21 protein-coding genes are annotated in these 20747 nt (G+C 49.5%); 14 read left to right on the forward strand and 7 right to left on the reverse strand.

Features of this window, described 5'->3' with window-relative positions; all coding sequences use genetic code 11:
* Positions 1–2 precede the first annotated feature (2 nt).
* The 6 genes from BZG72_RS09785 to BZG72_RS09810 are packed head-to-tail and all read left to right on the forward strand — an operon-like array spanning position 3 to position 4846.
* Positions 3–1262 (forward strand): NAD(P)/FAD-dependent oxidoreductase, encoded by a 1260-nt coding sequence (locus tag BZG72_RS09785; protein WP_077666672.1) that lies wholly within the window; start codon positions 3–5, stop codon positions 1260–1262.
* Positions 1259–2005, forward strand: coding sequence for a DUF1365 domain-containing protein (locus BZG72_RS09790; protein WP_046075831.1), 747 nt, complete (start codon positions 1259–1261; stop codon positions 2003–2005). The genes BZG72_RS09785 and BZG72_RS09790 overlap by 4 nt, the downstream gene beginning before the upstream one ends.
* A 2-nt stretch (positions 2006–2007) precedes the next feature.
* Positions 2008–3249, forward strand: a complete 1242-nt coding sequence (locus BZG72_RS09795) for an SAM-dependent methyltransferase (RefSeq protein WP_077666673.1) — start codon at positions 2008–2010, stop codon at positions 3247–3249.
* Between the two features lie 3 nt (positions 3250–3252).
* Positions 3253–3771, forward strand: a complete 519-nt coding sequence (locus tag BZG72_RS09800; protein ID WP_046075833.1) for a DUF2878 family protein — start codon at positions 3253–3255, stop codon at positions 3769–3771.
* The gene (locus tag BZG72_RS09805) at positions 3768–4301 is read left to right on the forward strand and encodes a hypothetical protein (RefSeq protein WP_077579131.1); all 534 of its coding nucleotides are present in this window, start codon (positions 3768–3770) and stop codon (positions 4299–4301) included. Before BZG72_RS09800 ends, BZG72_RS09805 begins: the two co-directional genes overlap by 4 nt.
* Positions 4298–4846 carry a DUF3833 domain-containing protein gene (locus BZG72_RS09810; protein WP_108743044.1) on the forward strand — a complete coding sequence of 183 codons (549 nt, stop codon included), beginning with the start codon at positions 4298–4300 and terminating at the stop codon, positions 4844–4846. Before BZG72_RS09805 ends, BZG72_RS09810 begins: the two co-directional genes overlap by 4 nt.
* A gap of 26 nt (positions 4847–4872) precedes the next feature.
* On the opposite strand, the gene BZG72_RS09815 is transcribed toward BZG72_RS09810, so the two are convergent.
* Positions 4873–6504 (reverse strand): DUF2813 domain-containing protein, encoded by a 1632-nt coding sequence (locus BZG72_RS09815; RefSeq protein ID WP_077606602.1) that lies wholly within the window; start codon positions 6502–6504, stop codon positions 4873–4875.
* A gap of 200 nt (positions 6505–6704) precedes the next feature.
* Between BZG72_RS09815 and BZG72_RS09820 the strand changes: the two genes are divergently transcribed.
* Positions 6705–7625, forward strand: coding sequence for a LysR family transcriptional regulator (locus tag BZG72_RS09820; RefSeq protein WP_046075835.1), 921 nt, complete (start codon positions 6705–6707; stop codon positions 7623–7625).
* An 83-nt stretch (positions 7626–7708) separates the two neighbouring features.
* Here the strand turns inward: BZG72_RS09820 and BZG72_RS09825 are convergent, their stop codons facing one another.
* Positions 7709–10414, reverse strand: coding sequence for a bifunctional acetate--CoA ligase family protein/GNAT family N-acetyltransferase (locus BZG72_RS09825; RefSeq protein ID WP_077666674.1), 2706 nt, complete (start codon positions 10412–10414; stop codon positions 7709–7711).
* Positions 10415–10697: 283 nt separating this feature from the next.
* On the opposite strand from BZG72_RS09825, the gene BZG72_RS09830 reads away from it, so the two are divergent.
* Both BZG72_RS09830 and BZG72_RS09835 read left to right on the forward strand, forming a co-directional pair.
* Positions 10698–11183, forward strand: a complete 486-nt coding sequence (locus BZG72_RS09830; RefSeq protein WP_198930062.1) for an SPOR domain-containing protein — start codon at positions 10698–10700, stop codon at positions 11181–11183.
* Positions 11184–11412: 229 nt separating this feature from the next.
* Positions 11413–12417 (forward strand): D-alanine--D-alanine ligase, encoded by a 1005-nt coding sequence (locus BZG72_RS09835; RefSeq protein WP_077606604.1) that lies wholly within the window; start codon positions 11413–11415, stop codon positions 12415–12417.
* Here BZG72_RS09835 and BZG72_RS09840 read toward each other — a convergent pair whose 3' ends face one another.
* The gene (locus tag BZG72_RS09840) at positions 12418–13371 is read right to left on the reverse strand and encodes a tyrosine-type recombinase/integrase (RefSeq protein WP_077666675.1); all 954 of its coding nucleotides are present in this window, start codon (positions 13369–13371) and stop codon (positions 12418–12420) included.
* Between the two features lie 213 nt (positions 13372–13584).
* Between BZG72_RS09840 and BZG72_RS09845 the strand changes: the two genes are divergently transcribed.
* Both BZG72_RS09845 and yciH read left to right on the forward strand, forming a co-directional pair.
* Positions 13585–13953, forward strand: a complete 369-nt coding sequence (locus tag BZG72_RS09845; RefSeq protein ID WP_077666676.1) for a DUF3319 domain-containing protein — start codon at positions 13585–13587, stop codon at positions 13951–13953.
* 94 nt (positions 13954–14047) lie between these two features.
* Complete coding sequence (gene yciH / locus BZG72_RS09850; protein WP_046075840.1) at positions 14048–14371, forward strand: stress response translation initiation inhibitor YciH; 324 nt, start codon at positions 14048–14050, stop codon at positions 14369–14371.
* Positions 14372–14440: 69 nt separating this feature from the next.
* On the opposite strand, the gene BZG72_RS09855 is transcribed toward yciH, so the two are convergent.
* The gene (locus tag BZG72_RS09855) at positions 14441–15331 is read right to left on the reverse strand and encodes a TPR end-of-group domain-containing protein (protein WP_077666677.1); all 891 of its coding nucleotides are present in this window, start codon (positions 15329–15331) and stop codon (positions 14441–14443) included.
* Between the two features lie 232 nt (positions 15332–15563).
* Between BZG72_RS09855 and BZG72_RS09860 the strand changes: the two genes are divergently transcribed.
* A complete protein-coding gene (locus tag BZG72_RS09860) occupies positions 15564–15926 on the forward strand; it encodes a hypothetical protein (RefSeq protein ID WP_077458299.1) in 363 nt (120 codons plus the stop codon).
* Positions 15919–16458, forward strand: a complete 540-nt coding sequence (locus BZG72_RS09865; protein WP_077666678.1) for an RES family NAD+ phosphorylase — start codon at positions 15919–15921, stop codon at positions 16456–16458. Before BZG72_RS09860 ends, BZG72_RS09865 begins: the two co-directional genes overlap by 8 nt.
* Before the next feature lie 436 nt (positions 16459–16894).
* Here BZG72_RS09865 and BZG72_RS09870 read toward each other — a convergent pair whose 3' ends face one another.
* Together BZG72_RS09870 and BZG72_RS09875 are read right to left on the reverse strand one after the other, a co-directional pair.
* Positions 16895–17617 (reverse strand): RES family NAD+ phosphorylase, encoded by a 723-nt coding sequence (locus BZG72_RS09870; protein WP_241832539.1) that lies wholly within the window; start codon positions 17615–17617, stop codon positions 16895–16897.
* Positions 17583–17987 carry an antitoxin Xre-like helix-turn-helix domain-containing protein gene (locus BZG72_RS09875; protein ID WP_046076072.1) on the reverse strand — a complete coding sequence of 135 codons (405 nt, stop codon included), beginning with the start codon at positions 17985–17987 and terminating at the stop codon, positions 17583–17585. Before BZG72_RS09875 ends, BZG72_RS09870 begins: the two co-directional genes overlap by 35 nt.
* Before the next feature lie 284 nt (positions 17988–18271).
* Between BZG72_RS09875 and BZG72_RS09885 the strand changes: the two genes are divergently transcribed.
* On the forward strand, positions 18272–19306 hold the full coding sequence (locus tag BZG72_RS09885; RefSeq protein WP_077666681.1) for a Gfo/Idh/MocA family oxidoreductase: 1035 nt from the start codon (positions 18272–18274) through the stop codon (positions 19304–19306).
* 139 nt (positions 19307–19445) lie between these two features.
* Here BZG72_RS09885 and chrA read toward each other — a convergent pair whose 3' ends face one another.
* The gene (gene chrA, locus BZG72_RS09890) at positions 19446–20591 is read right to left on the reverse strand and encodes a chromate efflux transporter (protein ID WP_077666682.1); all 1146 of its coding nucleotides are present in this window, start codon (positions 20589–20591) and stop codon (positions 19446–19448) included.
* Between the last annotated feature and the right edge of the window lie 156 nt (positions 20592–20747).

The raw sequence follows: 20747 nt of genomic DNA on the forward strand, positions 1-20747 counted from the left end.
TCATGAAAATTGCCATCATCGGCTCAGGCATTGCCGGTTTGACGTGTGCTCATTATCTTAATAAACAGCATGACATCACCTTGTTTGAAGCGAATGATTATTTGGGGGGGCACACGGCCACGGTCGATGTCGACGTCGCCAGTGGACAGTACGCGATTGATACCGGGTTTATCGTTTTTAACGATCGCACATACCCAAATTATGAACGTTTACTCAATGAAATTGGTGTGGGTCGCCAACCTTCTCAGATGAGCTTTAGTGTTCGCAATGATGCGAATGGACTGGAGTATAACGGGCATAGCCTGTCCTCGTTATTTGCGCAGAAGCGTAATGTCATCAATGTACGCTTCTACCGCTTTTTGGCGGAGATCATGCGATTCAATCGCCTCGCGCGCGACGCACATGAGACGGGTGAAGCGGAGCGGCAAGGCACACTCAATACCCTAGGCGATTTTCTCAATCAACATGGGTTCAGTGATTATTTTTGTCAAAATTATATTCTCCCCATGGGCGCGGCTATCTGGTCATCTACCTTGTCGGATATGCGTGGCTTCCCCTTGGCGTTCTTTTTGCGTTTTTTCCAAAACCACGGCTTGTTGGATATCGCGAATCGGCCGCAATGGTATGTGATCCCCGGAGGCTCACGCGAGTACGTTAAAAAGCTCACGCCTGCCTTTGAGGATAAGATCCATCTGAATTCACCCGTGACAAAGGTCCGCCGCACCCCTGATGCGGTGTGGGTGATGACAGAAGCCGGTGAGCAGGCGTTTGAGCAGGTGATTTTTGCGTGTCACAGTGACCAAGCCTTGGCCATGCTGGCTGATCCCAGTGAAGCGGAACAACAGGTGCTTGGGGCGATTCCCTATCAAGACAATGAGGTTGTGCTTCACACTGATACGTCGCTGTTGCCTAAGCGTCAAGGCGCGTGGGCGAGTTGGAATTATCATTTACCTTTGTCAGACAAAATAGACACAGAACCAGCAGCTTTGACCTACAATATGAATATATTGCAGTCAATTCAGGCGCCTGAGACATTTTGCGTGACGTTAAATCAAACCGACAGGATCGAGCCGAGTAAAATTCTTAAGCAATTTGTCTATGCTCACCCCGTGTTTAATACCGACAGTGTTGCCGCACAGCAGCAGCGCCATCGAGTTAATGGCCAGCAACGCAGCTGGTTCTGTGGCGCCTATTGGTATAACGGCTTTCACGAGGATGGTGTGCGGAGTGCGCTTGATGTCGTGGAGGGGATCAATTCGTGAGTGAGTCGGTTTCAGCACTAAATAGCGGTTTGTATGTCGGGCAAGTGCGGCATCGGCGTTTTAGCCCGATAAAACACACGTTCAATTACTCGGTGTTTATGCCTGTGATTGATCTTGATGAGCTTAGTTTGCTGGCATCGCAGGTCAAAGGGTTTCGCTTGGGTAAGTGGGGGTTAGCCGCCTTTGATCACCGCGATTATTTGAATGGACAAGCCGACACCAAAGCGGCATGCATCGATAAGGTTCAGGAACTGACGGGCGAGCGCATTGAGGGGAAAGTGTATGCGTTGTGCCAGCTACGTTATTTGGGCGTGTATTTCAGTCCGGCCAACTTTTATTACCTCTATGACCAAGCCCATAACTGGCGTTATTTATTAGCCGAAGTGAGTAATACCCCGTGGGGAGAGCGGCATTATTATGCCGTGCCTGCGGGTCAGCGGTATGAGCATGACAAAGCGTTTCATGTCTCTCCGTTTAATCCCATTAAGCAACGTTATCACTGGCGTCTTCGCCCTTTAGGTACGCGGGTTCACTTGCACCTCGAGGCTCACCGACAACAGAAAGAATTCGACGCCACACTTGGACTGCAGCGACGTCCATTTACATCAAAAACACTGAGTAAGTTATTGATCCGGACGCCGATGGAAACAGTAAAAGTTGTCATTGGTATTTATTGGCAAGCGCTCAAACTTTGGATAAAGGGCGCACCGTTTTATCCGCACCCGAGTGCGAAGAAGGAGTAATTATGTCTGCAACGGACGTACCTCAGAGTCAACGCACACTGACACGTAAAGAGCACTACGCTAAACAGTTGGTTTATACCCTGCTAGCACATGTTGATGAAGCGTGTGTTTCGCTGGTTGATGAGCAGGGCCAAACCTTACAGTGTGGTGATCCTCAGGCACAATTACATGCATCCGTGCTGGTACACGACCCACGTTTTTACACCCGGATTTTAACCGGCGGTAGCATTGCGGCGGCCGAGGCTTACATCGATGGTTGGTGGGAATCACCGAACTTGACCGACGTTATTCGCGTATTTGCTCGCAACCTTCCTGCTATCGACAGAATTGAAAAGCACACTGGCTGGCTGGTGGGACTAGGGAACAAGCTGGCTCACTGGCGCAATCGCAATGAAAAAGAGACCGCGCGCCGCAATATCGCAGCACATTATGACCTCGGCAACGACTTGTACCGTCATTTTCTTGATGAGCAAATGCTGTATTCCAGTGCTATTTACACTGACAAAGAAATGACCCTAGAGCAGGCCCAAGTGGAAAAGATGGACCGGCTCTGCCGACAGCTGGCGCTGACCTCTAACGATCATTTGCTCGAGATTGGCACTGGCTGGGGAGGAATGGCGGTCTACGCGGCTAAGCATTACGGCTGCCGCGTGACCACCACCACGATTTCACAAGAGCAATATGCTTGGGCAAAAGCCTGTGTCGAGCGAGAAGGGCTGGAAGATAAGATCACGCTGCTACAAAAAGACTACCGTGATCTGACCGGTGAATACGATAAACTGGTTTCGATTGAAATGATTGAAGCGGTGGGGAAAGAGTATCTAGATACCTTTGTCCGTCAATGCCAGTCATTGCTTAAGCCCAGTGGTTTAATGGCCATCCAAGCGATCACCATTGCTGATCAGCGCTACGAGCATTACAGCCGTAACGTCGACTTTATTCAAAAGCATATTTTCCCCGGAGGGTTTTTACCCTCAGTGAGCGTATTGTTGTCTCACCTCACCGCTCAAACCGATTTTGTGATCAGAGATCTAAAAGACATCGGCTTGGATTACGCACAAACCTTGGCTGATTGGCACACACGCTTCAATCAGCAGACGGAGGTACTGCGCGATTACGGCTATGACGATCGTTTTGCACGTTTGTGGCGCTATTACTTTTGTTATTGTGAGGGCGGCTTTAAGGAACGTACGATCAGTGCGGTCCAGCTACTCCTAAGCCGTCCTGCTTGGCGAGAGGCATAATCTGTGCGCTTTGTCGTTATCTCTTTATTGTTCAATGTTTACTGGTTTTCGGCGGCGCTTGGCCCGCCGAGCTTTCAGTGGTTAATGGTCGCGATGCTACTGGGCGCGATCTTTTATGACCGCAGCGTGATGTGGGCCATTGCCGTGCTTACGCCTGTTGGGTTGATTGGAGATAGCTTATTACTCCACACACAGTGGTTGGCTGTTGAGGCCGAGTACGTTGTGATGCCGCTGTGGCTACTATTACTCTGGCTAGGGTTTTGCAGCTTTGCGTGGTTAATGCGTGAGCTTATCCTCGCACGCGCATTTTGGTTTATGGCGGCGCTGGGCAGTTTGGGTGGCGCAAGCAGTTACTGGGCAGGAGAGCGTTTAGGGGTTTTAAGCTTCCCAGAGTCCATATGGGTCACTGGCGCGGTGCTGATTGGCACTTGGTTAGTCTACAGCATCATCCTGATTAATCTGATGCAATGGCTGCAACACCAGTTAGATGTCCGTTCTGCCGCGACAAGGAGAGAGCCATGAATAAGTGGGTGAAACACCTTGTATTAATGCTCGCGCTCGCAACGCCTTACGCCACCATGGGGGCGACCTCGTCTTCAATGACATGGCAAAGCTGGCCACAAGTTGGCGAAGCGACGCTAACTTGGGGCTGGTGGACGATATATCAGTCATCACTGCGCTCACCGACCGGGCGTTATCAAGCGCAAACGCCTCATGCTTTAGTGATTACCTACGCGCGCGATATCAGTGACCAACGACTGATGAAAGCAACAAACGATCAATGGGAGCACTTGGGCTTTTCGGAAGCACAACGAACGCGTTGGCAACAAGCGCTGGACAACGCATGGGGAGAGATAACAGAGGGCGATCGTCTTGCGTTTGTTCGCCACGCGCAAAAGGGCGTTTTTTACGCTCAGCCAAAAGGGAAAGACTGGGAAGAGACCTTGACGGTCAAGGACATCGAGTTGGCAGATGCCTTTCTCGCAATCTGGTTATCAGAAGACACTGACTATCCAGATCATCGTCGAGCATTATTAGGAGAAACGCCATGAGAAAAGTGACGCAGACGATAGGCAAAATTCTGACGGTATTGGTGAGTGCTGTGCTATTGGCGGCGTGCTCTGCCGACATTGAAGACTACCAAGGGCGCAAGCCAGACTTTAACTTGTTTGAGTACTTTGAGGGACAAACAAAAGCGTGGGGCATGGTACAAGATTTTACCGGCGAGCAAACCCGACGCTTCGTTGTCGATATCGACGGTGTGGTAGAAGGCGACACACTGACACTGGATGAATCCTTTGTGTATGCTGATGGCGAAACGCAAACCCGGGTTTGGACGATTAAACGTCACTCTGATGGGACTTACACGGGGACGGCGGGCGATATCGTCGGGACAGCAACAGGTGTTGTGGCGGGCAATGCGCTTAATTGGCGTTATGATTTAGTGGTTCCCGTCGGCGATAGCGAATATCAGCTTCACTTTGATGACTGGATGTTTCGGCAAGACCAAGATCGCCTTTTTAACGTTACCTCAATGCGCAAGTGGGGGATTGAAGTAGGCAAAGTCACGCTGTTTTTTGAGCGGGTGGAGCAATAGTTCGCGAATAGGACGAGTCAGAGGCGTTAACCAACACCTCTGGCCAAACCGATTGCGCGTTGAATAATCCAGCGCAGCAGCTTGGGAATGGGTGCTTTTAACTCATTCTCGGTATAGGCGATGATCGCCAACGCGGCGTCAGGCTTGGCATAGCGTTTTAAGGCTTTGGCGATAATACGTTTGTCATTCATGTGGGGCTGTTGACTGGTGACGCCGGCCATGTCGCGAAACAAAGGCTCATAACCGTTGTTGTACAAGTAGTGCTCAATATCTCTATCAGGCAGCACGGTTAAACGCGCGCCCTCTGGTTGATGCTCTATTTGCCCGCGCGCCGTCGCAGCGTACTTTTTACCAGCCATATCACCATCCGCCACCAAATGCCATTCAATACCTAATGCTTTTGCAGCCTTGATAAGCGGGCGTAATCCACTTTGGGCAAACTCGATAAGGTGTACACCCTCTGCAGCTAAGTCATAACCTTGCAATCGCGCTAGCTCGTTAAACAGCCATATCTCCGTTTCTCCTTCCACTAGCAACCAGCAGCGTGCAAATAGTGCACTGGGTCGGTGAAAACGGACATGGAAGGTCACGCGGCGGCGCTCGTCTTTGCTAAGAAGGTGAGGCGGTACTTGGTGGCTATGCGTTTCAGTGGGGTGTCGCACCAGTCGGCGAATATGATCCAGTTGTACGCCTGCGAGCAAGTCACCGCTGTTTGTGGTGAGCAACTTTTGCATCGGCATCAACTGAATCAAGCGCCACGCTTGATTCAGTAAGGTTGGATGAAGTCGCCCTTCTGGATCTTCAAATAACATCACTGGCCGCGCATTCCGTTTGAGCTGTTTTGGCCCGCGCGCCCGGACAAATGCACTCAATAAGCCCATGAGCACGAGCCGACTTTGATTAGAGGTATTGGCGGCCACCGCTTCGAGCGGGTGCATTTGGTTATGAGTGATGGCTAATGCGCCCGGGGCATGAATGGGATAAGGATCGCGGTCATGCTCGTAGGCGGCAAAATAGTGATCGAGTAATTGACGCATGGCATGCAGGCCACTTTTTATCTCGCCTTTATTCACATGGCCGGGCATCATCAACAGGCGGCGATAGGTGTTGTCTAACCGCTGCTCAAGGCGGGTGTTATCTTTTGTCACTGCTTGCCCTGGCACGCGCATGCGTCTGGCATCACGCACACGAACGACTGGGTGAATTTGCATTAGGTGGCTGGCGAGCGCGTCGCTGTCTGCTTGCTCAATAATATCGCCTTGTGAGGATAAAAACTCTCTCCGTACCGCGACTTTACTTTCTTGGATGGTGGCGCTTAAGCAATAATCAAGGGTTCGACACCCCGCGTTGCTCCCATTCCAAACGGGTTTAAAACGACGATAGCGGCGCGCTTTATGCTCACCGGGAAAGCTCTCTTGCCAGCGAAGGATGATTTGAAACTGTTGTTCAGGCAAGACACCTAAGACATGGTCAACGTGAAAGTCCGACCGTTTAAACTGGGGTTTATCGCCACTTGGGTGCAATGCAATTTCTAGCGCATCAAGCAGAGACGATTTTCCCCATGCGTTTTCACCGATTAAAACGGTCAGCTCATCTACTTGCAGTGACAGGCGATTGATACCACGAAAGCCTGCTATTTCAATTCGGTCTAGTCTCATCGTCACCTCTGTTTTACAGTATGACACCTTCACTAAAAAGGAAACCAAACCCGTGATGGTTTTGTGCTATATGCCTGATTTATTGCATTTAAGCGAGCGCATGTTAGCGCCAGATTTGCGATATGGCGGTGAGCCAAACCCTGATATAGTGTTTAACATGAGTTATCTCGCCCCGAATGGGCAACGACTAAGAGACCGTCATGCTATCATTTGAAGCTTTGCAAGTGCTTGATGCCATTGAGAGAAAAGGAAGTTTTGCCGCGGCAGCTGAATCATTGAATCGTGCGCCATCATCGCTGAGCTATCAGGTTCAGAAGTTGGAAGACGAGCTCGGTTTAGTCATCTTTGACCGTTCAGGGCATCGTGCAACCTTCACCGATGCCGGGTATTTATTAGTTGAACGCGGGCGCATGCTGTTGAACGCAGCAGATGAAATGGTGGCCGACGCCGCTTCTCTGGCGCATGGTTGGGAATTAGAAATTTGCTTAGCGTATGACGGGTTATTTAAAAGCCATTTCTTCTTTCCCTTGATTGAGCGCTTGGCGAAAAAAAGTAATACACGCCTTAAGCTGTCGGAACAAATATTAGCAGGATGTTGGGAAGCGCTGGCTCAAGACCGCACCGATGTGTTGGTGGCACCCATTCCCGACACAGTGCCGCAGGGCATCAAAGTTCAGCCTTTGGGCGATATGAGTGCCTACTGGGTGGCAGCGCCCGACCATCCTATTCACAAAGAAGCGCGTCCCGTAGAGCCTGATGTACGAGCCAAATATCGCGGGGTGGCGGTGGCGGATACCGCGCGAGGTATGCAACCTAAAACCTTCAATGTGTTAGAAGACCAACCACGGCTTACTGTCAGCTCAATGCACGATAAGTACGCAGCCATCTTAAACGGACAAGGGATCGGTACCTTACCTTGGTTCTGGATACAAGATGACCTTAATACGGGTCGTTTGAAACGTTTAAAAGGCGGAGAGCCATTCGAGTTAACGCTCGGGCTGGCGTGGAAACGCAACCGAATGGGCAATGCTAAGTCATGGTTAGTACGCCAGCTTCCCAAGCTACTTGAACCCTACTTACAAGCTGGGGATATGCCTATTGCTGACAAGTCGATGAAATAGGGGGACGCTCGCTCGTCTTTAGCCGCGATCAGTGAGTCCGATCGCACGGCGTACGAACACAGTCGAAGACCGCCGAGACGCTCTTAATCGTTAATCGGCGGGTTTGGGTGCAAAGACAGTTGCATATCGACAATGCCATCTTCCATTTGCACATCAATACTAAAACCACACTTTTGTGCCAATGCGATCATCCCACGGTTATTGGGCATGGTCATCCCGGTGATCCGCGACAACCCCGCTTGACGACCATAATCGATGATGGCTTGCATGAGCACGCGACCTAACCCCACTCCTTTTAGGTCGGAGCGCACGAGCACGGCAAACTCAGCGTCGGTGTTTTGTGGGTCAGCCAGCAAGCGTGCTACCCCCCAAATCTCTTCTTCGCCAGACGCAAGATGACAAGTAGCCACGAGTGCCATTTCACGGTCATAATCAATTTGGGTTAAATTAGCGAGCGCTTCATGGTTGAGCTCGCCGACGTCAGAAAAAAATCGACGATACAAATCTTCTTCGGACACTTTTTCTACGAAGGCTTTGTGCGTCGGCTCGTCTTCGGGGAGGATGGGGCGCAGCAGAATGGTCTGCCCGTTTTTGAGCTGGATAGACTGCTCAAGCTCTTTCGGGTAGGGGCGTATCGCTAACCGCTTTTGTTGACTACCTGCGTAATCGCGCAATCGTAGGGATGCATCCAAAATAGTCAGCTCATTGCCAGACACCAATAAAGGATGAATATCGAGTTCATCAATTTCGGGGCAATCAATGATCATCTGTGACAGGGTCACTAAAAAGCGACACAAACTGGCAATATCAATGGAGATCGGAAAACCACGTTGTTTGATTTTGCCGCTCTTTATCGCGCCAATGACCAGATAACGTGCCAATGCCATGTTTAATGGCGGGATCGCAACGGCGGCATCTTTGGTCACATCCCAATCCGAGCCTCCCTCACCCAGCAGAATAATGGTACCAAATACGGGATCGTTGCTGATGGTGACCCGCAATTCTTGCGCGCCAGCACGGGAAGCCATGGATTGAACAAGTAAGCCTTGAATTCGAGCCTCTGGAAATGTGACCGCGACGCGATCAACAATTGCTTGGGCGGCATTTGCGACTTCGGCGCCGGTGCGTAGATTGAGCATCACGCCTTGTACATCGGATTTATGGCGAATATCTGGGGAGCGGAGTTTTACCGCCACGGGATAGCCGACTTGCTCGGCAATTTGTGCCGCCTCGACGGAATCGGTGGCGAGCCATGTCGATATCACTTGCATGCCATAGGCTTCGAGCAAGGGACGGACTTCATGGGTGGTTAAGGTCAAATGCTCGATATCTTCTGCTTGATCGATAAAGGCGCGAGCGGCGGGCAAGTCGTAGTCCATACTCCCGGTTGAGGTGGGCGTTTCCATTAATTGCTTTTGATTGCGTCTGTATTCTACAAGGTGCATGTAGGCGGTGACGGCGCTTTCGGGTGTGCGATAGGTCGGGAACCCGGCGTGGGTAAAAGCGAGACGCGCGACCGTGGCATCATCGCCTTCGCCTTGCCAGTTGGTCAGAATATTGAATCGACGCGCGCGCGGGTTTTCTTTGAGTGAATGGATTATGGCCTTAGCGGTCGCTAGTCCTGGTGCCGTGACAGAAGGAGAGTGCATGATGAGTACGGCATCGGCATCGTCACTGTTTAGTACGATATCAATCACCGCTTGATATCTTTGCATGTCGGCGTCACCAACAATGTCAATGGGGTTAGTTTGCGACCAACTTTTGGGAAGGACCTGGTGCAATGCGTCGAGCGTCTGCTCGCTGAGCGTGGCCAGTTTGCCACCGGCATCCATGAGCGTATCGACGGCCATCACCGCCGGCCCACCCCCATTGGTAATAATCGCAAGGCGTTCTCCGCGAAGTGGTACCGAGTGAGAAAGCGTTTCAACAGCGGCAAAAAGCTCGTGGGTATTGTTGACACGTAGCATCCCAGAGCGGCGAATAGCCGCATCATAAGCGGCATCTAAGCCAATGTTGGTATGACTGAGCTGCTCGAGTGCAACAGAGCCACCTCGTGTGCGGCCACTTTTAAGCACGAGAATTCGTCGATTACGGGCTGCGGCACGAGCAGCTGATATAAATCGGCGCGCGTCGCGTATAGAGTCGACATACAGCAAAATGGCGTCGGTTTTACTGTCGCGACAAAGAAAATCGAGTAACTCTGGGAAGTCGATATCGCTCGCTTCACCGAGCGAGATAAAGGTGGAAAAGCCGATGCGTTTGTTCCGCGCCCAATCTAAGATGGTGGTACAAACGGCGGCTGATTGAGACACAAAGGCAATATTGCCTTTATTGGCGGGTACTGGCGCAAAAGACGCATTGAGATTGAGCCAAGGTAAGATCATGCCAAGGCTATTGGGACCGAGCACCCGCATGGTATATTTCGCCGCAATCTGTTGCATAGCGTCATACTGACTTACCCCCTCAGCATTTAATTGCCCCCGCATTCCCGCTGCTAGCACAATCACGAGCTTTACTCCGCGCTCGCCAAGCTGCTCAATAAGAGGAGGCGTGATCTCGCCACGCGTACAGAGGATGGCCAAATCAGGCACCAAGGGGAGATCTGCCACTGTTTTGTAGGCCAAGATACCGGCGACCGCTTGGTACTTGGGTGTCACGGGCATGATAGGGCCTTGGAAGCCGCCGGATTGCAAATTGCGTGTAACAACGTAGCCTGCACGACCACTGTGATCAGAGGCGCCCACCACCGCGATGGACTTTGGCTTGAGGAGTTGATCGATACCGGCCATGATGCCCTCCGTTGGTTTGACGAGTGCTTGCTTGTGGTGCGCAATGGCGCAAGCGTGTTCACAAGCCAGTTTATCGGTTCGCGCTTGAATTCAACGGTTTTTTTTAACGCAATGTGATCTCGGCATGGCAGAAAGTGAACCGTGAGATAGACTAAAAAACGACGTTTAACATGACTATCTGTGAGCTGTAGCCGGAAACCTCGTGCAAGAGGATAACTTTTGGTTGAATGGCTACTGGGTCGGGGGCACAATGAAACAAACTTGGATAACTGACAGAATCACAATGAAAAAATTGGGCTTACTGGCCATCGCGATACTGCTAACTGGGTGCAGTAGCGGTGGCGTTACCACTGAAATCTACAGTCAGACAATTGAATCAACTGACAAGCGCGATACCGCGCAAACGGCAGACGCCGAGCCAATGATGAACACGGCCAAGCCTGAGCCGAAGCCGGCACCGAAAAAGCAAACGGTGAAATCAGCGACGCAAGGCGCTGGGTATACCATCCAAGTCGTTGCCCTTAGCCATGATAGAGGGTTCAGTGATTATGCCAAACGGCTTCCGAGCGACCAGCCATTGTGGAGCAACAAAAAAATGGTAGATGGTTTGCCTTGGTACACCTTGTTGTATGGTGAGTACCCAAACCGTGATGCGGCCAAGCGTGCGATTAAAGCGCTGCCACAAACGATTCAGCAATATGGTCCTTTTGTACGCGATATTGGTAAAATAAAACGGTCTTCAACACCTGAGATGATCCGTATAAATTAATTCGCAAATTGGTGTGGTTGAAAAGAGCTGGCGAATGCCAGCTTTTTTGTTGCGTGGCGTTTATCCCTGTATTGTGGAGACGCATTGGCAGCACAGATTGAACAAACCTGCAGCAAATGGGCTCTAATCAACCAATAAAACGTCTCTGATAGATGAAAGCGAAACGGCATTTGTCTACTATGGCGTTAATGTCCGAATAGCGCGTTTCGACGCGTGATGAGAGAAGAAAATGACCAAACTCAACCTGCTTTTGTTATGCGGCGGCGGCGGGGCAGAACATGATATTTCCCTCGTGTCTGCTCAGTATATTGAATCACAATTGGCTAAATTACCGCGCATTAAGGTGCACAAAGTTGAAATGACCCAAGACGGGTGGCGCCTTGATGATGGCATGCGCTGTCACCTCGATACAGATGGCAACCTGTGCAGTAAAGTAGAACACACGCAAATTCACTATGTCGTGCCTTGCCTTCATGGCTTCCCGGGCGAAACAGGCGATATTCAGTCATTACTGACGATCACTGGCCTTCCTTATTTAGGGTGTGACGCGGAAGGCAGCCAGATCTGTTTTAATAAAATAACGTCAAAGCTATGGTTTGATGCACTGGGCATCCCCAATACTCCCTATGTGTTTATCACCGACCAAGGCGAGCAGAGTCAAGCACGTGCCTCCGCGTTTTTAGCCGACCATCAGGCGGTGTTTGTGAAAGCGGCGAGCCAAGGCTCCAGTGTCGGTTGTTACCACGTAACGGATGCAGCGCAGCTACAAGCGCGGATTGCCGATGCATTCACCTTCTCGGACCAAGTATTGATCGAAAAAGCCATCAAGCCGCGTGAATTAGAAGTGGCGGCGTTTCAAGTCGGCGATGAGATCATAGTGACGCGCCCTGGGGAAATCCGTTGCCCTGAAGGGAGCTTTTACACTTACGAAGAAAAGTATAGCGAGGGTAGCCACAGTAATACCTACATTGAGGCAGAAGATCTGACCGAAGACCAGGTCGAGGCAATTCGTTCATACGCACATCAAGCATTCAAGCAACTACGTTTAAAAGATATGTCGCGTATCGATTTCTTCTTAACGGAAGACAACGAAATCTTAGTTAATGAAATCAATACGTTTCCTGGCATGACACCTATTTCTATGTTCCCCAAACTGGTGGAGCACCATGGCTTGGCATTCCATGAATATTTGGCATCCTGTATTAGCACGGCCACGGGGCGGCGGGTTAATTGATTAATCGGTGAGCTTTTTGCGTCGGTAACGCGACTTGGCTTGCTCACTAGCTACCGTGTTACCGACATATTGCGCTGGCATGGCTGGGCTTTTCCAACGTCCCATATACTGAATTTGTTTAATGGACATTCCCTGTTTCGCCAGCGATCGGCTCGCTCCCACACGCGGTGACTGGCCAGAGAAAGTGACCGACTCGTCTAAAAGTGTACTGGCTCGGCGGAACACGCGATAGATAGAGGAAGGGTCGAGAGGCGCTTCTCCTAAGTGACCATGTTTGTTGATTCGACGCAGTAGGGGACCTTGGCTGATCCCTGTTTTTTCGAGCCAGTCCATGAGCAGCGTTGCGACTGATTCAGACAGCGGCACGCGTTGCTCTTTCACCAAAATGAATGCTTGGCCTTCAGCGGTGACAAGGTCCTCCACCGACAGGGCGGCTAATTCACTTCGCTTTAATAATCCTTCATAACAAAGCGACCAAACCAAGCGGTCTCGAATATCCTTTAGGCGCTTAGAGTTTGCAAGCTGCTGATTTAAGCTAGCTAAGTGATAGGCTTGAAAAGGTGTGGCTTCGCGGCTTTCCGGTAATTTCTCTTGCAGAAGGCGAGCCATTGCGTACTTCACTTCTCGATGCTTGCTCGGGTCTTTTAATTGGTGAAGCTTGTGCACCAAACCGACGGTGATAACCATTCGCCGCACTGCAGAAATCTTGCGCTGGTTCGCCGTTATTTCAGCAAAACGGCGCAGTGTGGTGACGGCACAAGGAAGGGGCGTCACGTTTTGTTCTTGACAGAAAGCAACGAAAACGCGCCAGTCGTTGCGATAACTCAATAGCGAGTTTTTGCTGTAGGCGTTTTGTGTGATGGACGACCATTCTTCAATGCTTAATGCACCGGTGTTAAAGCGAGTTTGACTTGTTTCAATGTCACTTGGGTCTAATGGTAATAACTTCTTCATAATGCACTATAACTTTTTATTGCTAGCGCTAATATATCAGACATCAGTGCAAATTGTTTGAAATATATCTCAATTTGCCTATTACTCGTCTATCAGCGGCTTAGGCTTGATGAAATTGCTCGAACAACACGTGATAATAGTCTAAAAATGAAGAATGTTCGTAATCCATTGCATACCTAGGTATCGGATTATTGTTCGCGAAAGGAGAGAGCCATGACTCGACGCCTTTTTCATCGCGGTTATACGATTGAAAAGACAGAAGGTGGTCAAGATACCACGGAGGTTTACCGGGCTAGAGTCGCAGGTAAATCGATCTCTGGCAGTTTGCAGAATATAAAAAAGTCAATCGAGTGGTGGGCTGACACAAACACATTCGTGGAGCCCGCTGATTTTGATGATGAAGAGGATCACGTATCGTCCAAAAAGCAGGTAGAAGAATATAAAGGTTTTCGTATCATGAACGACGACCCAGAAAAAGACGAAAAGGGCTGGTACATGATTGTGCGCGGTAACTTGATGAAAGGCTCGCTGCCCGCACTCAAACACTTTATTGATAAAAATGCAGAGCAACTCCGTGCTTAACACGGATAGTCACCGAGTTGCTCATTCTGTCACTGGCTGCTAAGTTGATTCAGCTTTGATATAGTGAGGTCAAACGCTTCAACGAGACAGAGTTATGTCTGACAATAATCATTTAGTTTACTCGACCGAAACGGGCAGAATTAAAGCCGAGCCAGAAAAACCGAGCCGACCTAAAGGTGATGGCATCGTTCGTATTCAGCGACAAACAAAAGGGCGCAAAGGCAAAGGCGTCAGCCTGGTAACCGGGTTGGATCTTGATGATGGCGCGCTGAAACTGCTGGCCGCCGAGCTCAAAAAAGTGTGCGGGTGTGGTGGCGCAGTCAAAGAGGGCGTCATTGAAATCCAAGGGGATAAACGAGACACCCTCAAGGCGCACCTAGAAAAGAAAGGCCATACGGTGAAACTGGCAGGTGGCTAGGTGTTAAAAACAACATCCTAATAGCAGTAAAAAAGGCAGCCCACGCTGCCTTTTTGTATTCCGCCTTATTTAAACTTGGCCTTCAGCATCAATCAAGGCATCAAAGCGCTCATTACCATGCAATGATTCAAAGTCCGCTTCTTCACGGGCGGCTTCGCGCAGCGACGCACTTTCTGCAACCGCCAGTTCTAAGTCAGACACTGCCTGATCTTCAGCCCCCAATCGCGCATAGGCGCACGCACGCTGGAAGAGGGCGTTGGCATTACGTTCATCCACTTCCAGTACGCGGTTACTGATGCTCAGCGCCCAATGGTATTCGCCCATTTCCATTGCCGCATCCGCCTTATGGGTGAGCGCCTCGAGGTCACCTGGGCGAATTTTGAGGATTTCATTGTAAATTTCCATCCGCTGCTCAGGCGTCTGCGAGTGTTGAGCGCGTAGCCATAAGTTATGGATCTCGTTGATACGCTCAATCTCTTTATTGTTTTCTGCAATAATGCGTGTTTTACGCTTCAAGTCCCGCTCCAAGGCTTGGAACTTGCGTTCATATTGCTCTGCAATCTCTGACAGCTGTTGATCGGCCAACTCTTTGGTATTGGTTTTTATATCGCGCAAAGACTGCCAACCCACCAACGCAATCAATGATGCCGCACCGGCAATCAGATAAAAGAAGTAGGTCACTGTTACATTGGCATAGTTCAGTGATTTATCCGCTACGTCCAGCTCACGATCGGTAATCTCGGTCACCATTCGCTTTTCTAGCGCTTGGAAATCGGTTCTTAAGTTTCGGATTTCATCCAAAACGTACCTTTCCATCAGGGGTTTATCGTAAATACTTTGCTCTGCATACGAGGTCGGCTCTTTCGCCGCTTTGATATGCTTGACATCGTTTTCATCTTCAGCACTAGCACTGAAGCTTGCTAACGCCACGAGCAAACAAGCCCAAATGTGCGCTTTCATGGTTATCCTTATGTAACGAATCAGTTGAGAACTAGCGAGACTTTAGCAAACCTTCTGCAGACTAAAAAGGTTAACAGATGGAATTCGCTGATAAGATGACTTTTCAATACCTAACGCCCGATACGATCCGTGATTGGAGCGTCGGGCACCGTGAGCGAACGCCTTGACAATCACTATAACGACAATCATATTGGATGTATATAAGTCAAATATTGTTGACATGGTGAGCGCAATGAACCGATCTATTTTAGATGCAGTCATGAACGCAGAAGGTATCGTTGAACCAAGCAAAATGGCCGCGTTCTTTCATACCAACTTGAAAGAAATTGCGTCGTTGTCTGGATTACCTTATTCCACGTTAAGCCGCACAGAGCGATACTCAACGATCAAGGCACAGCAACAACTGCGTAACTGCACAGAAGTGATCAACCGAATCCTTCCGTGGACGGGAAATGAATTTCATGCCTACGCATGGTATCGGAGCGAAGGGCTACCAGAGTTTGGCGGATTAACCGCCGAGCAACTGGTTAAACACGATCGAATGGACGCGCTGAGAGCCTACCTTAACCATACGAGCGAAGGCGGTTATGCGTAAAGAAAAGCTACAGGAATACCTATTTCGCTTTGAAGGTGCGGTATTTCGTGGCCATAACCCTCGCTGGTCATACGCGCCTAACAGTGGGGAAGGAGCAAGACGCAATGGTGGACGCTTTAACCCCAAAGGCGTTGCCACTCTGTACACCTCATTGTCTCAATCGGGTGCATGGGTAGAGGCTCAGCAGGGGTTTCGTTTTAAAGCTCAGCCTTTGACAATATGTCAGTATGATGTCGACTGTGACAATGTACTCGACCTGACCGATGAGACAGTGCTGCTAAACTGTGGCATCAAGCCCTCGACGCTAAGCTGTGCTTGGTTAGATCAAGTGACCCAGAGCCAAACTCCCGATAGTTGGCACTTATCGAAACAGCTTATCAGTGCAAAGGTCAACGCCATTATTGTGCCCAGTTTTGCGCGTGGCGCCCCCCGAGGGATGAAAAACATCGTATTTTGGCGATGGAGTGATACGCCACCCAACATGATTAAAGTGATCGATGACTTTGAACGGCTACCGCCATCACCTTACTAGCGCCGCCCGCCAAGACATCCCACAAGCCTAGAGCACTGATACGGAAGTACGATGTGTGACAGATGACTACCTAAAATACGGGGAATAGGCTGGTCACGACAGCAATTGCCGTGACTTTGACGAGCTGACGCTTCAATGCGGTAAAAGTATAAGATAACGCAGATCTTTTTGGCTCATCACCGCGCGCTTGAAGCATCTCAGATCAAGCGGAGCATTTGAGCTGAGTTGATTAAAGAAAGTGGTGATTAGCTATTTTATGGTAAATGGGCACTTATGTTGAATCGTCGCGTCAGAATACTCAAGAGGGAGAAAAATGGAGGTGAGGAGTCAAGGCGCTTGTCTTATCAATGCCAATATTCACCTGTTAAATACTTTATTTAACATAACATACATAATGCGCACTAAAGGTTGATTTGTTAACATGCAATTGTGTCGATTACGCCATTGAGTAAATCTTCTCGACCTGACTGATTTCTTTTCCGTTCCAAATCATTTCTGCATGGAAGCATTGTATGACGTCGCTAACGACTTGTGGCGTAGACATCGCCCAACAGCTCCCTTTTTCATTTCGTACTGAGTTGTAGCGGATCCCTGTTAACGTATCATCTTGCCGAACCTGACGACCAAGCGCCTGTGCCGCGGAGTAATCAATAAGGTCGTAGATTGGATCGGTCATTGGCTTATCGCGCACATCAATCACTTTATCGTCATCAAATGTGAAACGAAGCGCCCTAAACACCAAGCGATCATAATGAAGCCCATTAACATCAGTCCAATAATTGCGCTGGTGATACATGACTTCCTTTAAAGCGGTTTGTTCGGTGTCGCCGATATACAGCATTCCAAAGCTGCCATCAGCGAAACGTGAACCATCACGATTAATGTGAGTAAAGGCAGCGACAGCATAGCTACGCCCACGCTCACAGTGGTACGGGATTTCTTCCGGCTTAATCAGGGATACATCGCCCACTTCATCGCGAATACGTGGATTCGTCAATGCTTGCAGTTGATACATCACCTCAAAGTCCTCAGGGTTGACGACATCATCAAACAAGTCAATCGTCGGGTACTTAGACGGAATGAGCCTATATCCTACCGCTTGATTTTCTCGAGCATTCAGCATTTTATCCCCACTGACCGGAACGTAAAGCGTCGACACGACAGAACACTTCGTAGAGGTCAGCAAACTTGCCGCTACTAATAATAGATAAAGGAGTCCGCCCTTCAAAGTAAGCGTTTTTGTTCTCCATAGACATGAACCCCTGAACGTTCTCTTGATTATCGAAGATGATTCGAAGACTACCGTGGATGTTTGCGATGTAGCTTAAACGCTCAAGCTGATCATCATCCATAGATATCGTGTCTGGGTTAGCCTTATACTTTTGGAACGTAGACCTTGGTATGCGAAGAATTCGTTGCATGTCTGCTCCGGTACATCCCCATCCTTCCATTATGTTTACAGCAGCCTTGAAGCCGACCTGAGCCATTCTCTTCTTGTCTGCCGCTTTTAGTGCTTGTGCTGCTGTCATATCATTCACCATTTCATGTTTGCACACTCTCATTGTGGACCCAATGTTTAATTTTGTCCACAATGAGACCGATAACCTTACACAGCTCGCGACATTCTTTCGTTTTGGATTGACCAAACCTCGCAACCGTATCAACGATCTAAAGCATTCTTCTGATGTCGCCCTTTTGTATGCCTTGGCGCATTTAACAGCGACGCGTTATCACTCCTCATCTCGCTTGGATTGATTGGCATGTCGATGTCCGATAAAGTGCTGATAATACGTCGTCAATGCGAGTGAGCTTTATGATAAAAACAGCTTTGGTGGGTTTTGGCTTTTCTGCCAATACATTTCATGTTCCTTTTCTGAGCGCAATCTCTGAGTTTGCTATCTCAGCTGTCGTGTCCAGTAAACCCGATCAGGTTGCACAACGGTTACCTAAAGCGGCCTGCTTTGATGATCTCAGCACCTTATTAGCACAACAAACCCCGGATTTGGTGGTGATCACCACGCCCAACCATCTCCACTACCAACATGTTAAACAAGCATTAGAAGCCGGTTGTCATGTCTTAGTGGAAAAGCCTTTTGTCACCAATAGTCGTGATGGCCTTGAGCTGGCCGCGCTAGCTAAACAGAAAGGCTTAGTATTGTGCCCCTACCATAACCGCCGCTGGGATGGTGATTTTCTCACTCTGAAAGGCTTACATCTTGCAGGCGAGCTCGGTGACATCAAAGTCATGCACTCTAGCTTTAATCGCTACCGCCCAGAGGTGCGTCAACGGTGGCGTGAGCTACCAGGTGAAGGCGCCGGTATCTTGTATGATTTGGGCTCACATTTAATTGACCAAGCACTGCACTTATTAGGGGATCCGAATGCGGTTTCGGCCAGTTGCCGCGCACTCCGCCCAGGCAGTGAGACGACAGATTACTTTCAAGTCACCCTGCATTACCCAGACAAAGAGGTGGTTCTCTCCTCAAGCCCCTATCGATCTGGGACCACAGAGCGTTTTGTTGTTCATGGTGAAAAAGCGACCTTTAGTACGTTTGGTTTAGATATCCAAGAGGATCAACTACGCGCCGGTTTAATGGTCACCGTCTCCGGTTTCGGAGAACAAGCGTATCAGGGAATGCTTGAGATTGGTGACAGCGTCACACCTGATACCTTGACCTTAGAAGATGGCCAATACCATCGACTATTCGACGGGTTAGCTCAGGCAATTACAAATGACCAACCCTCGCCTGTTTGCCCTATCTCCGCCAGCAAAGTTATCTATGCCATTGAGCTGGCACAAACAGCCTCTGATACGGGCAGTCGCCAACCCTGGCAGTTCCAAGCCTGATCCTTACCAATTGATGAATAAAGCTTAGCTACATTGACAGATGTGACTGAGCTTTTTTCGAACAACCACTAAAGTTATAGTGCATTATAATGCCAAAATGTAGCCCAGAACATGGCAGGGCTACAAAATTCGGCGCGTATTACGCGAGAGTAAACTGATACACCATCATCAATAGGAGCAACCAAAACACTGAAACACGCCACTTGATAAGTGCCATTAAACCTAGCGCTATCGGCAATAAATCAAGGGGTTGCGTATAGGCAGACACCCATACAGGTTGGTAAAGCGCGGCAGCGAGTAACCCCACGACACTGGCATTAATGAGGCTGATCGCACCGGCTAAACGAGGCTGCGTTTTCACCGCCTCCCAGATAGGTAAAACACCAAACATCAGCAACGCGCCAGGCAAGAAAATCGCGATAGTGGCAATAATACTGCCCCAAAGCGGTGACAAGCCATCAATACTGGCACCAAGGTAGCTCGCCATCGTGAACATAGGGCCAGGCACAAGCTGTGCCGCCGCATACCCTTCAATCAACGCAGAATCTGTGACAACGTCACCAACTATGGGCTCTAGTAAAGGTAGCACGACATGGCCACCACCAAACACAAAGCTCCCTGCCTGATAGAAAAGATTAAACACTTGTACCCAAAGTGTCTGGTTAAACAACCAAGGCACCGTTAGCAATAGTAAAAACAGGCCAATAATAATGGCACTACGACGCCACGCAATAGACACGGCAGTGTGGCTCTGTTGCGGTTTTGCAAACCCTATTGCGCCAATCATGCCGGCGACCAAAATGGGCAGAACTTGGAACAACACGCCTGAAGGCGTCAGTAACAACCACAATGCCGTTATAACTGCGACAGCGGCAGTCACCCACGAGCTGACAAACTTTTTACCCATCGACACCGTCGCATCAATGACGACCACCACCGCCAATAACTTCGCCGCACTGATGATCGTTGCCACCCAGTCTGCTGCCTGCGCGCTACTGTTTAGTACCGCCACTGCTGTCAATAAGGCAAAGGAAGGTAAGGTAAACGCCACAAATGCGCCGAACGCCCCCAGGTACCCTGCACGCTGATAGCCAATATACATGCCTAACTGGCTACTTCCCGGACCGGGTAAAAACTGACTGATTGCCAGACCCGAAGCAAATGTTTCTTCGCTTAACCATCGCTTATTTTTGACAAAAACCCGCTCAAAATAACCCACATGGGCGGCGGGCCCACCAAAGGACATACAGCCCAACAAAAAAAACTGTTTGATCAACTCAATCATTGCTCACCTCCTGCTATGAGTGTATGCGAATAGAACAATGAACAAAAACAAGACATTTCGATTAAATGAATCGATTAAATTAATAGATAAACAAGGCGTAGCGCCGCACAATGGTGACGTGTAAGTTTACAACACAAACAAGAGTGAGTACTTACA

Origin of the sequence: Salinivibrio sp. PR6 (assembly GCF_001995955.1) — a bacterium.
GTDB lineage: Bacteria > Pseudomonadota > Gammaproteobacteria > Enterobacterales > Vibrionaceae > Salinivibrio > Salinivibrio siamensis.

Coding starts and splice junctions, on each gene's coding strand:
- BZG72_RS09785 (WP_077666672.1), top strand. CDS start 3: ATGAAAATTGCCATCATCGGCTCAGGCATTGCCGGTTTGACGTGTGCT.
- BZG72_RS09795 (WP_077666673.1), top strand. CDS start 2,008: ATGTCTGCAACGGACGTACCTCAGAGTCAACGCACACTGACACGTAAA.
- BZG72_RS09805 (WP_077579131.1), top strand. CDS start 3,768: ATGAATAAGTGGGTGAAACACCTTGTATTAATGCTCGCGCTCGCAACG.
- BZG72_RS09810 (WP_108743044.1), top strand. CDS start 4,298: ATGAGAAAAGTGACGCAGACGATAGGCAAAATTCTGACGGTATTGGTG.
- BZG72_RS09815 (WP_077606602.1), bottom strand. CDS start 6,504: ATGAGACTAGACCGAATTGAAATAGCAGGCTTTCGTGGTATCAATCGC.
- BZG72_RS09820 (WP_046075835.1), top strand. CDS start 6,705: ATGCTATCATTTGAAGCTTTGCAAGTGCTTGATGCCATTGAGAGAAAA.
- BZG72_RS09825 (WP_077666674.1), bottom strand. CDS start 10,414: ATGGCCGGTATCGATCAACTCCTCAAGCCAAAGTCCATCGCGGTGGTG.
- BZG72_RS09830 (WP_198930062.1), top strand. CDS start 10,698: ATGAAAAAATTGGGCTTACTGGCCATCGCGATACTGCTAACTGGGTGC.
- BZG72_RS09835 (WP_077606604.1), top strand. CDS start 11,413: ATGACCAAACTCAACCTGCTTTTGTTATGCGGCGGCGGCGGGGCAGAA.
- BZG72_RS09840 (WP_077666675.1), bottom strand. CDS start 13,371: ATGAAGAAGTTATTACCATTAGACCCAAGTGACATTGAAACAAGTCAA.
- BZG72_RS09845 (WP_077666676.1), top strand. CDS start 13,585: ATGACTCGACGCCTTTTTCATCGCGGTTATACGATTGAAAAGACAGAA.
- yciH (WP_046075840.1), top strand. CDS start 14,048: ATGTCTGACAATAATCATTTAGTTTACTCGACCGAAACGGGCAGAATT.
- BZG72_RS09855 (WP_077666677.1), bottom strand. CDS start 15,331: ATGAAAGCGCACATTTGGGCTTGTTTGCTCGTGGCGTTAGCAAGCTTC.
- BZG72_RS09860 (WP_077458299.1), top strand. CDS start 15,564: ATGAACCGATCTATTTTAGATGCAGTCATGAACGCAGAAGGTATCGTT.
- BZG72_RS09865 (WP_077666678.1), top strand. CDS start 15,919: ATGCGTAAAGAAAAGCTACAGGAATACCTATTTCGCTTTGAAGGTGCG.
- BZG72_RS09875 (WP_046076072.1), bottom strand. CDS start 17,987: ATGACAGCAGCACAAGCACTAAAAGCGGCAGACAAGAAGAGAATGGCT.
- BZG72_RS09885 (WP_077666681.1), top strand. CDS start 18,272: ATGATAAAAACAGCTTTGGTGGGTTTTGGCTTTTCTGCCAATACATTT.
- chrA (WP_077666682.1), bottom strand. CDS start 20,591: ATGATTGAGTTGATCAAACAGTTTTTTTTGTTGGGCTGTATGTCCTTT.